Annotated in this window: 13 protein-coding genes; 8 read left to right on the forward strand and 5 right to left on the reverse strand. The window is 36.2% G+C overall.

Annotated features, from left to right (window positions below; translation table 11 throughout):
- Positions 1-330: 330 nt before the first annotated feature.
- Positions 331-2,130, reverse strand: a complete 1,800-nt coding sequence (typA, locus tag J4050_RS12930; RefSeq protein ID WP_208155011.1) for a translational GTPase TypA — start codon at positions 2,128-2,130, stop codon at positions 331-333.
- A 193-nt stretch (positions 2,131-2,323) separates the two neighbouring features.
- Here typA and J4050_RS12935 point away from each other — a divergent pair, with 193 nt between their 5' ends.
- The 3 genes from J4050_RS12935 (at position 2,324) to J4050_RS12945 (ending at position 4,195) form a co-directional block, all read left to right on the forward strand.
- Complete coding sequence (locus J4050_RS12935) at positions 2,324-2,683, forward strand: hypothetical protein (protein ID WP_208155012.1); 360 nt, start codon at positions 2,324-2,326, stop codon at positions 2,681-2,683.
- Positions 2,684-2,722: 39 nt separating this feature from the next.
- The gene (gene kdsA, locus J4050_RS12940) at positions 2,723-3,535 is read left to right on the forward strand and encodes a 3-deoxy-8-phosphooctulonate synthase (protein WP_208155013.1); all 813 of its coding nucleotides are present in this window, start codon (positions 2,723-2,725) and stop codon (positions 3,533-3,535) included.
- A 120-nt stretch (positions 3,536-3,655) separates the two neighbouring features.
- A complete protein-coding gene (locus J4050_RS12945; RefSeq protein ID WP_208155014.1) occupies positions 3,656-4,195 on the forward strand; it encodes a hypothetical protein in 540 nt (179 codons plus the stop codon).
- Positions 4,196-4,279: 84 nt separating this feature from the next.
- Here the strand turns inward: J4050_RS12945 and J4050_RS12950 are convergent, their stop codons facing one another.
- The 3 genes from J4050_RS12950 to J4050_RS12960 all read right to left on the reverse strand — a co-directional run bounded on the left by J4050_RS12950 (position 4,280) and on the right by J4050_RS12960 (position 8,927).
- Positions 4,280-4,666 (reverse strand): DUF1801 domain-containing protein, encoded by a 387-nt coding sequence (locus J4050_RS12950; RefSeq protein WP_208155015.1) that lies wholly within the window; start codon positions 4,664-4,666, stop codon positions 4,280-4,282.
- Between the two features lie 89 nt (positions 4,667-4,755).
- Positions 4,756-8,370: a S8 family serine peptidase gene (locus J4050_RS12955; protein ID WP_208155016.1), complete on the reverse strand. Its 3,615-nt coding sequence runs from the start codon at positions 8,368-8,370 to the stop codon at positions 4,756-4,758.
- Positions 8,371-8,573: 203 nt separating this feature from the next.
- Positions 8,574-8,927: a hypothetical protein gene (locus J4050_RS12960; protein WP_208155017.1), complete on the reverse strand. Its 354-nt coding sequence runs from the start codon at positions 8,925-8,927 to the stop codon at positions 8,574-8,576.
- A gap of 97 nt (positions 8,928-9,024) precedes the next feature.
- Here J4050_RS12960 and J4050_RS12965 point away from each other — a divergent pair, with 97 nt between their 5' ends.
- The 5 genes from J4050_RS12965 to J4050_RS12985 all read left to right on the forward strand — a co-directional run bounded on the left by J4050_RS12965 (position 9,025) and on the right by J4050_RS12985 (position 12,970).
- Entirely contained in the window at positions 9,025-9,639 is a 615-nt protein-coding gene (locus J4050_RS12965) for a hypothetical protein (RefSeq protein WP_208155018.1), read from the forward strand.
- Between the two features lie 2 nt (positions 9,640-9,641).
- The gene (locus J4050_RS12970) at positions 9,642-9,929 is read left to right on the forward strand and encodes a hypothetical protein (protein ID WP_243878636.1); all 288 of its coding nucleotides are present in this window, start codon (positions 9,642-9,644) and stop codon (positions 9,927-9,929) included.
- Positions 9,930-9,934: 5 nt separating this feature from the next.
- The gene (locus J4050_RS12975; RefSeq protein ID WP_208155019.1) at positions 9,935-10,234 is read left to right on the forward strand and encodes a winged helix-turn-helix domain-containing protein; all 300 of its coding nucleotides are present in this window, start codon (positions 9,935-9,937) and stop codon (positions 10,232-10,234) included.
- 20 nt (positions 10,235-10,254) lie between these two features.
- Positions 10,255-11,019 (forward strand): oxygenase MpaB family protein, encoded by a 765-nt coding sequence (locus tag J4050_RS12980; protein WP_208155020.1) that lies wholly within the window; start codon positions 10,255-10,257, stop codon positions 11,017-11,019.
- A 61-nt stretch (positions 11,020-11,080) separates the two neighbouring features.
- Positions 11,081-12,970 carry a TlpA family protein disulfide reductase gene (locus J4050_RS12985; protein ID WP_208155021.1) on the forward strand — a complete coding sequence of 630 codons (1,890 nt, stop codon included), beginning with the start codon at positions 11,081-11,083 and terminating at the stop codon, positions 12,968-12,970.
- 80 nt (positions 12,971-13,050) lie between these two features.
- Here J4050_RS12985 and J4050_RS12990 read toward each other — a convergent pair whose 3' ends face one another.
- Entirely contained in the window at positions 13,051-13,788 is a 738-nt protein-coding gene (locus tag J4050_RS12990) for a slipin family protein (RefSeq protein ID WP_208155022.1), read from the reverse strand.
- Positions 13,789-13,908: the final 120 nt, after the last annotated feature.

Below are 13,908 nucleotides of genomic sequence, written 5' to 3' on the forward strand. Positions count from 1 at the left end.
CCCTTGGTTATTTTTTTTAAACCGAATACGAGAAGGAAAGATAAGGTAGCAGGAATGAATAAATAAAAACTTAAAAAAAATAGAAGTTGCGAAGGTGAATTTATCAGCGCATAATTCTTGTCGTAATAATAAATCAAAGGATATATTCCCGCAATAAACACAACTAAAAAAGGGTATGTTACAATTCTATTAAGTAATCGTATGATACCCTTCATGTCTATCTTTTAGTTCTTTAAAATCAACAGGAAATTACTAATTATTATCCGATTAGCACAAAGTGTTATTAAAGTTTATATCGCACTCGATAAATCATCACCAAACCAATAGGTCCTATAAAGATTTAGCGCGCTTTCTGTCAACTTCTTTCAAGAGAATTTTTCTTAATCTTAGATGATTAGGCGTTACCTCAACATATTCATCCTTTTGGATATACTCTAAAGCTTCTTCCAGCGAGAATTTAATAGCAGGTACAATTTTGGCCTTGTCGTCTGCTCCAGAAGAGCGCACATTGCTCAACTTTTTGGTTTTGGTAACATTTACTACCATATCATCGCCACGAGAGTTTTCTCCAATGACTTGGCCCTCATAAATATCTTCTCCTGGATCTACAAAAAACTTACCTCTATCTTGTAACTTATCTATAGAATAAGGAATTGCCTGACCATTTTCCATAGAAACCAACGAACCATTCTGACGCTCTGGTATACCACCTTTTAGTGGTTGATACTCCTTAAAGCGATGTGCCATAATAGCTTCGCCAGCAGTAGCGGTTAGCAACTGGTTTCGTAAACCAATTATACCTCTTGATGGCACAATAAACTCACATACCATACGCTCACCTTTGGCTTCCATGCTCAACATTTCACCCTTACGCATAGTTACCATTTCTATAGCTTTACCAGAGACATTTTCTGGCAAATCAATAGTCATTTCTTCAAAAGGCTCACATTTAACACCATCAATTTCTTTAATGATTACCTGTGGTTGTCCGATTTGAAGTTCATAACCTTCACGTCTCATCGTCTCAATTAAAACTGATAAGTGTAAAACACCACGTCCAAAGACCATAAATTTATCGGCACTATCTGTTTCTTCTACCCTTAGAGCTAAGTTCTTCTCTAACTCCTTGGTAAGGCGCTCTTTAATATGGCGAGAGGTTACAAATTTGCCATCCTTACCAAAAAATGGCGAATCATTTATAGTAAACAACATGCTCATTGTTGGCTCATCAATAGCTATAGTTTTAAGACCTTCAGGGTTTTCAAAATCAGCAACCGTATCACCTATTTCAAAACCTTCTAACCCGACAATAGCACAAATATCACCTGTTTGTACACTATCTATCTTCTTGCGGCCTAATCCTTCAAAAATGTGTAATTCTTTTATTCTACTTTTAACAATAGACCCATCGCGTTTAACCAAAGAAATGGGCTGACCCGCTTTTAATGTACCTCTTGTTAATCGTCCTATAGCAATACGTCCCGTAAATGATGAAAAATCCAAAGATGTAATTAGCATCTGAGTGGTACCTTCTACTATTTTAGGTTCTGGAATGTGCGCAATAACCATATCTAATAATGGCTCTATAGAATCGGTAGGTTGTTGCCAATCTTCGCTCATCCAATTGTGTTTTGCAGAACCGTAAACCGTAGGGAAATCTAATTGCCACTCCTCTGCCCCTAATTCAAACATGAGGTCAAACACTTTTTCGTGCACCTCATCTGGTGTGCAGTTCTCCTTATCAACCTTATTAATAACAACGCATGGTTTTAAACCTAAATCAATGGCTTTTTGCAAAACAAAACGCGTTTGCGGCATAGGTCCTTCAAAAGCATCTACCAATAACAACACACCGTCTGCCATATTTAGTACGCGCTCTACCTCACCTCCAAAATCGGCGTGACCAGGTGTATCAATAATATTAATTTTAGTGTCTTTATAAACAACAGAAACATTTTTAGACGTAATAGTAATTCCACGTTCGCGTTCTAGGTCATTGTTATCTAGGATTAAATCTCCTGTGTTTTCGTTTTCTCTAAATAACTGACAGTGGTACATGATTTTATCCACTAATGTGGTTTTACCGTGGTCAACGTGAGCAATAATTGCAATATTTTTAATCTTGGTCATAGGAGCGCAAATTTATAAGCGCGCAAAGGTACAGTATAAAATCCTCATTGCGTTAATAATATGTTATATTTTAAATTCTAAACAATTACTCGTTGTATATTCCGTTTTGTAATTAATTAATAGTAAATGCCTACCCTTTAACATCAACCGCTAATTGGGCGATTTACATCTGAACCCTAAATAATTTTAACAGATGAACACCATTAGTAAGTACAGCAAATTTGTCCCGTATTTATACTTTATTTCAGTAATAAGCTACTGGTTTACTGCAGTTAACAAAACTGAAGGAATCTCTGCCTATATCATTTTGTTGCTTGGTATACCTTTTGCATGGCAACTTATTAAACCCAACAGAAAATTAAACTTTTCTCTAGGAATTGTATTTGTTTGTTTATCCTCATATATGCTTTTCGCCTATATATCTGACCTTCTAAATCTTATTCAATGGAGTGACTACGCTAAAGGCGTTCTATTTTACGGAGGTCTTTTAGTTATTGGAAATCTTGTAATGTCACTTTGGATAATTAGAAATAGTATTAAAAAGGTGTTTTAAAATAGTATCTTTGCGACTCAAATTAAAAGTTGGTAAAAGATGACTGTTCCTAAGCTTAAACATACAGAATCTAATAATTTCTTTTTGCTTTGCGGCCCATGTGCTATTGAAGGCGAGGATATGGCTTTAAAAATTGCTGAACAGGTATTGAGCATAACCGATAAGCTTAGTATTCCTTACATCTTTAAAGGAAGTTTTAAAAAAGCAAATAGGAGTAGGATTGACAGCTTCACAGGAATTGGTGATGAAAAAGCATTGAAAATCTTACGTAAGGTTTCTGAAACCTTCGATGTACCTACAGTAACAGATATCCACGAAACTTCAGATGCCGTCAAAGCGGCTGAGTACGTTGACGTGTTGCAAATACCTGCATTTTTGGTTAGACAAACAGACCTAGTAGTTGCTGCTGCTGAAACAGGAAAATACGTCAACCTAAAAAAAGGTCAGTTTATGAGTCCTGAGGCCATGAAACATGCCGTACAGAAAGTAAAAGATTCAGGAAGCGATAAAGCATGGATAACCGATAGAGGTACCATGTTTGGATATCAAGACATGATTGTTGACTTTAGAGGCATCCCAACCATGCAACAATATGCACCAACTATATTAGATGTTACACATTCACTACAACAACCCAATCAGAGCAAAGGTGTTACTGGAGGACGTCCAGATATGATCGAAACTATTGCAAGGGCAGGTGTCGTAAATAACGTAGATGGTCTCTTTATTGAAACGCACTTTGATCCTGCAAATGCCAAAAGTGATGGTGCCAACATGCTGCATTTAGATAATTTAGAAGGCTTGTTGACCAATCTAGTGGCTATTAGAAAAACCATCAACGCCTTTAACTAAATTTTTTTACACTACACCAAAAGTTGCCTATCTAGTTTTGCAAGATTTTTACTGTTAAAGTTTTTTGTGTGTTTGGTTGATACTATTTTTTTTTCTTAAGTTTATGAAAATTAAATAGTTATGAAAAAATCAATTGCATTTCTGGCCCTATTAATGCTGGTAATACTTTCATGCTCTGATGAAAATACAAACGTTACTGAATCTAACTCTGAGGTACCTGCAAAAAAAGCCATTACTAATGAAGATAAACTTAATGGTTGGGTTAACGTTGGTAAACTTGAAAATGACCGTATAGTATTTACAGCGAATAAAAAGAACCTTATCAATTCCTTAAACGACAATCTTTTAATGGGTAAGGAAGCTTATGTCAATGAGGTTACCATAGAACGAATTAAGGACTTTTATTATCTGCTCTTTAGCGGAGAAAAAATTAGGGTAACATTTTATGTACAACTTAGTGACGATGGCGTTACACTGAGGGCAGCAGCGAAAACATCCTGTTCTACTTCTGACCCAGGATGCCTACAGGAGGAATTAGGGTGCATACCTCAATATTCGGATACTCCCGCTGGACAGTCTGGTATAGGAACCTGCACTGAGTGCTCTAATGGCGGAACTTGCACAAAAATGGTTTCAGGTGACACACAAATAAATCCCTAATTAGATACAAATCTTCCATTATATGAAAAGCACTGTAAAATAAACAGTGCTTTTTTAATCCTACTTCGGCAAGACCTCAAATCATCACGTATTAGTTGCCTTAGACCGTCCAATCATTTTAAAGGGATTAGTATCAATTTTTAACTGTTGTTCAATAACATAAATAACCACTTCATCTTGTATATCATCTACCGTTTTATATCGTAATGAAGTAACAGCTTTTCTATTGGCTGTAACAAAGTGTTCTCGATATTTCAATAATTTTTCACCGTGCCAAAACGCTAAATCTACATAATCCCTGGAGTGGTTTAAATAGCACAAAGGCATACCGTTGTAATAATAAAACGGAATGCGCCATTTAAACAAAAGTTCAGCTTCGGGTACAATGGCTTCAATAACTGATTGCAATTGTAAAAGGATCGCTTTGTAGGGTTCTTCGGTATTTAAAATATAAGCTTCTGCTGGTTTCATAAACTAAATATAATGAATGATCACACAACAAAAAAAGCCTTGACAACTTCAATAGTCATCAAGGCTTTCATATGAATTATAAGCAATAACTATTTCACCACTAGCTTTTTAAAGGCATTACCGCTGTCAGTTTTAACACCGACCAAGTACATCCCAGAAACCAAATTAGACGAATTAACATTAAGCTCTTGATTATTAGAATTGGCCTTTATCACAGCAACTTCTTTACCAAATAAATCATAAATGGTAACAGTTTCGATAAATTGATTATTTACTTTAACTGTAAAATTGTTATCCGCTGGGTTCGGATACAGCACCAATCCTGTATTAAACTGATTATCGTTAATTGAAAGCGTTCCGGCAACATTGATGTTATCTATAATAGTAGAATTACCGTAGCCATTAATATTAACAAACTTAAATACAGCCTCTCCACTACCCTCAAATGCCGATAAATCTATTGATTCTGTCCTCCAATCTGACGCAGATGAAGGTCCCCATAACGAGCCTACGTAATTATCAACTGTAGAGAGCTCAAGATCATCCTTTTCATAAATAGGTATAAATGTTACGCCACAATCTGTAGAGATTTCTACTCTCAACCCATCATTTAAACTTGCGGAATATTGTGCTTTAGCCAAATCGAAATTTAAAACCAAATCTGTACCTCCTAAATCGTACACCACAGTTTCTAAAATATCCAATCCACCTTGATTATTATAATTGTAATTATTAATATAGGCAGCAGTTGTTGCTTGCCCATCTGCACCTAAACCTGTGGCTGCTTCCCAAGTTATACCATTATCTACATTCTCTATTTTCCATCCTGGAGGTGGTACTCCATTTGTATCAAAATCTTCTATTAAATTTAGAGCAACAGGATTTAATTGCAAGCTAAACGCCTCCTCTAAATCATCATTGGCAAGAAACTCATCTCCCGGTAAGGTTGTCCATACTTTTAGAACGTGATCTCCATCTGTGGTTAATTCCAAAGGTGTTGTAAACTCATAAATCGCTTGCGCTCCAGACGTAAGTGTCTCTGTAAAATTTTCTTGAACTATCGGTTCGGAATCTAATTGATAAGAAATTAAAAACCCTTGGGTCTGATCATTCTGACCTGAGTTTCTCACGTTCGCAGATACAACAATAGATGTATCATCAGAACAAACTAATTGTAAGTTGTCTAAATCATTATTAAGTGATTCTACCAACACGTCATTATTAAGTACACAATTCAATAATCCACCAGATTGGTTAATGGCAATACTACGCCTAGATTCCCACCCATTAGCTCCTTTGGCAACAACCGCTACCCAAAACTCTTGATTAGGGTCTGTAATAGAAATTGCAGCAGAATTGGTATTTGACGTACCGGCTACTTCCATAAATTTTTCTCCCAACAAATACACATCGTAGGACGTGGCTCCACTTATAGCATTCCAATTAACTGTCATCTCGTCCGGACAAATTTGATCTACATTAACTCCAGTTACGATAGGACTAATGGAAAATGGATTATCAGAAGTATAAGAATCCGAACCATTAGATACCCTTATTAGGCACTCTCCAGAGGCTACACTAGGTGTAAACCAATTAATGTTAGTGACATCACCTGACACTGACCCTATGGTAGTCCAATTGGCTCCATTATCAATTGAATATTCAACAGTTGTATTGCCGACACCCGAATTTAGTAGGTCCCAATGAATAACCTCTACATTTCCCGCTTCAAATTTCTCACCTCCACTTGGGTAAGTTACAACTAGGTTTTCAGTTAGAACTTCATACACAACATAATAGTGCTGCACACCTGCTGGTATATTAAAACCTGAGATTTCGATATTGTAATTCCCTGCTTGAGGATCATTGATTAAAACTTGTTCCATATTGTTTAAGCGATCTTCACCAAAAGAAGCTGGGAAATCCAATAAAAAGGAACTTGGCGTAGTATTCAGTACCCATGGTAATCTTTGGTTACTTGAGGGATCTGTAACTTTTAAATCTAAATCATTTACAAGCGCCGTTGAAGCTCCTGGAGCAGCTGCGGGATCATTCCAATACAGCATAAACCTCACCTGTTTAGTATCGGCAGGAATAGTAATAGAATGATTATTAGTATTCCCTTGAGAAATATTATCATCTAAATATCTGTTGTCTTCTAGTAATTTTACAGCTCTTAGACCATTAACAAGGCCCCATCCAAATTTAAAATCAGGACCAACATTACCATAGTCATTCGCTGTGTTTAAAAGCGCTGCTTTAATTAATGCAGATTCTGGCATAGCTCCACCATTTAACTCCATGTAAGCTTGATACAATTGAGCCGAAACACCTGCAATACCTGGTGCCGCTCCAGACGTACCACCAAAACTTAAGTAGCCATTATTCTCATCCGTAGATAATTGTCCTTGTCCATGCGCTGTAATATCAGGTTTAATTCTACCGTCGTATGCTGGACCTCGACTACTAGAACTCACAAGTCCTCCATTAGCAAAAACATTGGCTGTAGCAATAACGTTTTTACCTTGCTTATGACCTCCTGTGATATTTCCCCATTGGCCTCCTGCTCCATAACCGCAATCATTACCATTTGAATTTCCGGCAGAAAACACATGTAGTAATGATACATTAGTATTGGTCTGTGCGTCGACAGTTTGCGCTACAGTAGTATACCCTGCATTACAGCCATTGCCATAAGATGAATTTGTAATTTGAGCAGCACCACTATCTATGAAACCTATCGTGGCAGTATCTAAAAATGACGATGCGTAGTTTGTAACATAGACCTCTGCTCCGGCAGCCATTCCTCTTTTAGTAGGATCTAAATTCCCTGCTCCTGCTAAAATTCCTGCAACACCATCGCCATGAGTATTACCACTTCCGGCGGCTTGACTATTATTAATTCTACCTTGAAAATCAATATGTGGGCCCACAACCCCATCATCTCTTACAATAACTCCAACACCTTCACCTGTATAATTTCTGCCTGACAGTGTTTGGGTATCTAAATTACTAGATCGATGCAAAGAACGACCTCCATCGTCTTCCTTTACGTCTGGTGCTGGTATTAATTCTATCCATTTTATAAAAGGAATCTCCGCAAGTTGGTTAATATTAGCTTTAGCAACTGAGACTTGCATTATATTACTTGTCTTATAATTCTCGATAATAGAAAGGCCTGGAACCCTGCTTATTTCTGCGATAACCACGTTTGCATCTACCTTATCATGATATTGCACATTGACTAGGACTTTATCATTATCTATTGCCCAATCTCCAATGAGGTCTTCCTTAATTTCCGATACTTGCTTTAAACTGGTTGATACCGGAATAATGGATTTTACACCAGACACCTTAAGATAATCAATGCTAGTAGAGGCAGGAAAATAAAATAGGTATGCCCTATGAGGAATGTATTCTATTAGCTCTAATCCTTTTGTTTTAAAATCATTCTGAATAGCTAGCGTTGGTGTTTCATCGAACTGCAGCCAACCATAGTAGCCATCATTAAAAAATGCTGTCTGAGGCATCTGATTCCATTGAAACGTTTCAATGTTATTAGGCATGGTTATTAATTCACCCTGAAATACAATTTGATTATCATTTTGAGCCGTAAGGCTAAAAACTGAGAATAAGAGAATCGTAAATAGGATGAAAAATCTAAATCTGATTTTGGAAAAAATCTGGCGTAATGTTGTAATCATGTGTCTTGATGTATTGAAATGAAGCTCAAGGTAATGGATTATTACAAACATCGCAAAGTCTAGTGTTAAATTGTAGTATAATTCCTAAAAAAATAACTCGCGGTTTAAGAATTAAAAAAATCCTTTAAACAAAATCAATCAAATTTTATAAAAATCGGATACTCGACATAATAGAATCAAGAACTATCTTAATTCATTAAAACCTAGAATAAGGATAAAATACCCAAGACCAACAAAGCAATTCCAATAACGGCTTTAAATGGCATTAGTTTTTCAGAGATTGTACGCAAGGTATCCTCTAATGCTGGTACCTTCCCAAAAACATGAGTTAGTAATAATAAACCTCCTAAAATTCTAATAAGCGTAAAAATAAGGTTGACCCTAAATGTGACTAACGCCAGCACTATCAGAGCCACACCAATAAGCGTTTGAAACGGAGAAAGCTTATTTGCAATCTTATTGAAGACGTTTGTATCGCCATCCCATTTGTCTAGAGTAGATAATCCCAAGAGAATTCCTCCCGATATTGAGGCTATAGTAATTAAGAGTCCTATCATAATACTTTGATTGTGATTTAAAGTTACTAAAACACCTCTAATTTTAGCGCCAATTCAAAAATATTTATTTACTTTGTATTTCAAAGTACTTTTAATCATGGATAATGATAATTATTTAAAGGATATAAGCGAAATTAAATCACTTATGCACAAGTCCTCTCGGTTTATCTCATTGAGTGGTCTATCTGGCATATTGGCGGGAATTTATGCCTTAACTGGTTCGGCACTGGCATACTGGCTTGTGACTACCGATAACAACAACACCATTAATGTTAATGAAAACATTTTTAGTTTTATCTTAATAATTCTTGCAAGCATAGCCTTTCTAAGTATTATAACTGCTATTTTATTATCCATAAAGAAAGCCAAAAAAAATGGTGAAGCAATTTGGGACAGCACGTCAAAGCGATTGGTCTTAAATTTTCTGACACCACTATTAACAGGAGGACTTTACATTATCATTGTATTAAACACGCAACCTTACGGCCAGACGGCAGCCTTAATGCTCATTTTCTACGGACTAGCACTCATCAGTGCTTCAAAACACAGTATTGGCGATATAAAATATTTAGGCTTTCTCGAAATTACGATTGGTATTTTCTGTGCACAAATGCCAGATTACGGCTTCTGGCTATGGGTACTAGGTTTTGGAATACTGCATATTATCTACGGCATTTGGATGTATTTTAAATATGATTTAAAAACACAATAATTATGACGATTACTAAAAAACATTTGGTCTACGCTGCTATTATAATATTTATTCTTGCGATTCCCCTAATTGCAATGCAATTCACTAATGAAGTGCATTGGCAAATCAATGATTTCGTTGTTGCTGCATTTCTGTTAATCACCACAGTTTTGGTGGTAGAATTTATAACACGCATTGTTAATCACAAAAAACTAAAAATACTACTATTGGCATTAGTGGTTTTGGGACTCATTTTATTTTGGGCAGAATTAGCAGTTGGTATTTTTAATTCACCAATGGCAGGAAGTTAGACTTAATGAGTATTATCGGTAATATTAATAAACTTTTTGACCATCGCGTGCGACTAGGAATAATGTCTATTCTAATGGTAAGCGAACATGCAGATTTTAAGACTTTGAAAGAACTTCTTGGTACAACCGATGGTAATCTAGCCAGTCATACCAAAGCGCTTGAAAAAGCCCAATATATTTTAGTTGAAAAGCAGTTTATCGGACGAAAACCCAATACGCGCTACAGCGCCACTAAAGTGGGTAAAACGGAATTTAAAAAGCATATACAGGCAATTGAAAATTTAATTCATCAGAAAAAAACATAAGCTGTACTAAAAATCAATTAATGGAACCTTTTGTTCATCATAATTCTATTGTTAGAAAAATATGGGGAAATAGCGATACTATTCTTGTCGTTTTTGCCGGAGCCGCAGCAGAGTTCGCTCTCAACAAAGCGGTAGATTGGTTATACTTTACAGGCAAACTACCGAAAGACCCTTTAGGCCGTTTGTTTTCTACAGTTAATTATGCCAAGGCTATAGTTTTTGCGGACAAGGCTGAAGCCGTAAATGCTATTGACACCATTACGGCTATACACAAAAATGTAGAAAACAAAAGGGGCAGCACTATTCCTGATTGGGCTTACAAGGACGTTCTCTATATGCTAATAGATTATTCGATTAGAGCTTATGAGCTTCTCGAAGAACCCTTAAAAAACCGTGATAAAGAAGAGGTGCTTAGTATTTTTAGAGATGTTGGACTAAGAATGGGACTAGAAGATTTACCAAAAGATTATTGTGCCTTTGAGAAGGCCAGAGAACAGCATTTAAAAGATAATCTTCTAAATAGCAACTTTACAAAAGATTTATATCAGCAATATAATAAGCATCTGGGGCGCATGAGATACTTACTTTTGATAGAAACGCAGCGTCTTGTTCTTCCTAAAGCCATAAAACCTCTTTTATGGAAACGGCACTATTCATTTATTTCACCAGCTATTTACCTTTACAAGGGTCTTAGGACAATTAAACTAGATGGCCTTTTAAAAGCTATTATCCTGCCAAAGGCCTACAAAGCGGATATTGAGCGGTTGAATTACTCAAAATATTAATAAATTATTTTAAAAAGGTCAGTAGATTCTTATCTTTAGAATTCATTAAACCACATTTTAAATGAAGAATTATTTTATCCTTTTAGTATTTGCTGTTATGTTTTTCTCCTGTGAGAACGAAAAAAAACAGCCTCAACCTAAGACTATTGGAGATTTCACTTTTGCTTCTAATGAAATTATAGCTGGAGAACCATTCAGTATCAGCTACAATGGTGAAGAGGGCATAGAAAGTGGATTTTACCACCAAGTGGTGCACGACAAAGCCTATCCTGTTGATGTGATGTTTGAAAACAACAAAGCTACCATCACCGTATCAGACAGCATTTCTGTTGCTTCCTTTTATTTTAATCTAAATAATAGCATTGAGAACAATAAGGGAAAAGGCTATGTATTTAATGTCATAGATGCCGAAGGAAAAGTTCAGGGAGATTCTGAAGCGGCGCACCAGTTCTATTTAATAAATGATGGTGCCTTTTATGATCTTACAACAGGCGATGCCACGTTAGCTCTTAACGCTATTGAAACTACCCTTACGAAGTTCCCAGAACTAGAGGACAAATGGATGGCTAACCATATTTATACATCACAACAAGTAAGCACCGAAAAAGCTGAGGCAGTCAAAGACATGTATATCAATAAGGTTGCAGCAAAACCTGAATTAGACTTAAAAGATTACGAAATCTTATCTACGGTTTATGCAAGAATGCAGGATACCAAAAGATATGATAGCATAAATGCCATTATTAGTGAGAAATTTCCAGATAGTAAAATGGCACTTCAAAGCATTGTGTCTCCATATTTTGATCTTCAAACTTTAGAGGAAAAGGAAGTGTTTTTTAATAACTATAAAAACGCCATTTTACAATCAACCAATGCAGATTATATTGTAAGGGACTTAGCCGTGGAAAACTTCAATGCTAAAAACACTGAAGCCTACCAAAAGTACTTTGATATGATTCCAAGGGTAAGCACCAAAGCCGGTTTACTTAATTCCATTGCTTGGGCAAAAGCAGAAAAAGGCAAGGACCTTGACGACGCTGCCGAAATGTCTAGGTTGTCGCTAGATTTGGTAGAAACAGAACAAAATGAACTTAGTGAGCAACCAGAGTATTACAGTCCAAACCAATATAAGCAAAGTTTAGAACGCAGTTATAACATGTATGCTGACACCTATGCTCTTCTACTGTTTAAAAAAGGTAAGGTAACAGAGGCCATAGCATACCAAGAAAAAGCTGTCGGCGAAGGATATTCACCAGATAATAACGAGCGATTAGTACAATACCTAGTCGCTGATGAACAATATGAAAAAGCAGTTAACCAATCTAAAAAATATATTACTGAAGGACGCGCTACCACTACCTTAAAAGACCATTTCAAGAAGGCTTTTGCTAAAGTTAATCCAGAAGGTGATGTTGAAGCCGTTATCACTGAAATGGAAGAGGCTGCAAGAGTAAAACAGCTGGCAGAACTTAAAAAATCCATGCTCGATGAAAGAGCACCAGATTTTACGGCAAAAAATTTAGACGGTGAAGACGTAACCTTGTCTTCGTTAAAGGGAAAAACTGTTATCCTAGATTTTTGGGCTACTTGGTGCGGACCGTGTATTGCCTCATTCCCTGGCATGCAAAAAGCAGTGACTAAATATAAGGACGACGACAGCGTAGTATTTCTTTTTGTAGATACGTTTGAAAGTGGTGACAATCGCCTAACCGAAGTTCAGGACTTCATTGCTGAAAGTGCCTACGATTTTCATGTAGTTATAGACCCTAAAGAAGAAAATGGTAGCGGCCACGAAATTGCTAAAAAGTACAATATCTCAGGTATTCCAACTAAAGTTGTTGTGGGACCAGATGGTAGTATGAATTTTAAAGATGTAGGTTTCAGTGGCTCTAACGATAAGCTTTTAAATAAAATTGACGGTATGATACAGCTTCTTAAAGCCACACCATAAGTAGTATTCACCTACGGAAAAACTAAAAAAAGGAAAGCTCAGCAGCGTTCCTTTTTTTTATTCCCTTACTAGAAAATTTACTATTCTTTTTTAGGTCTAGGAAGAACTTCCTCTGGGAATGGAAACAATATTGTTGAATTTTTCTCTGCTGCTATGTTAGATAAGGTTTGATAGAGTCTTAACTTAATTGCCGAAGGCGACTTATCAATTTGCTTACCTGCTTGCAATAAAGCATCTGCTGCCTGTTCTTCGGCTTGTGCCAAAATAATTCGTGCACGACGAGAACGCTCAGCTTCAGCTTGATTGGCCATCATCCGTTTCATATTTTCTGGCAATTGAATATCCTTTATTTTAACATCAATAATTTCAATTCCCCAAACCTTAGTTTCTAATTCTACTATGGCCTTTATATTCTTGCCCATTTCCTCGCGTTTAGATAATATGGTATCTAATTCTACCTTACCACATACATCACGCAATGCGGCTTGTGATAATTGTGAAATGGCAAACTGAAATTCCTCTACTTCTAATACCGCCATTTCTGGGTCAACAACCTTAAAAAAAACCACGCCATCTATGCTACAAGGCACGTTGTCTTCGGTCATCACCTCTTGGGATACAATATTTACCGTGATTACCCTTATATCAACAATTTGAATAGTTTCAATAAGCGGAATAATCCATCTAAACCCAGGCCTTAAAGTACCGACGTACTTCCCAAATCTAAATTTTAAAGCGCGTTTATATTCAAAAATAATGCGGATTCCTGCTAGAAGAATTAATACAAAAATTACCGATAATAAAACGGGAGTGTTCATGAGACTAGTATTTAGTTATTATACAATTACTGTTTTATAAGTTCGGTCTTTATAGTAGATTACAAAATGATATTCATCATATCCAAAAACCCCAAAACAACCTAACATTTTCATTTTTAG

Origin of the sequence: Winogradskyella pelagia, assembly GCF_017581965.1 — a bacterium.
GTDB classification, from domain to species: domain Bacteria; phylum Bacteroidota; class Bacteroidia; order Flavobacteriales; family Flavobacteriaceae; genus Winogradskyella; species Winogradskyella pelagia.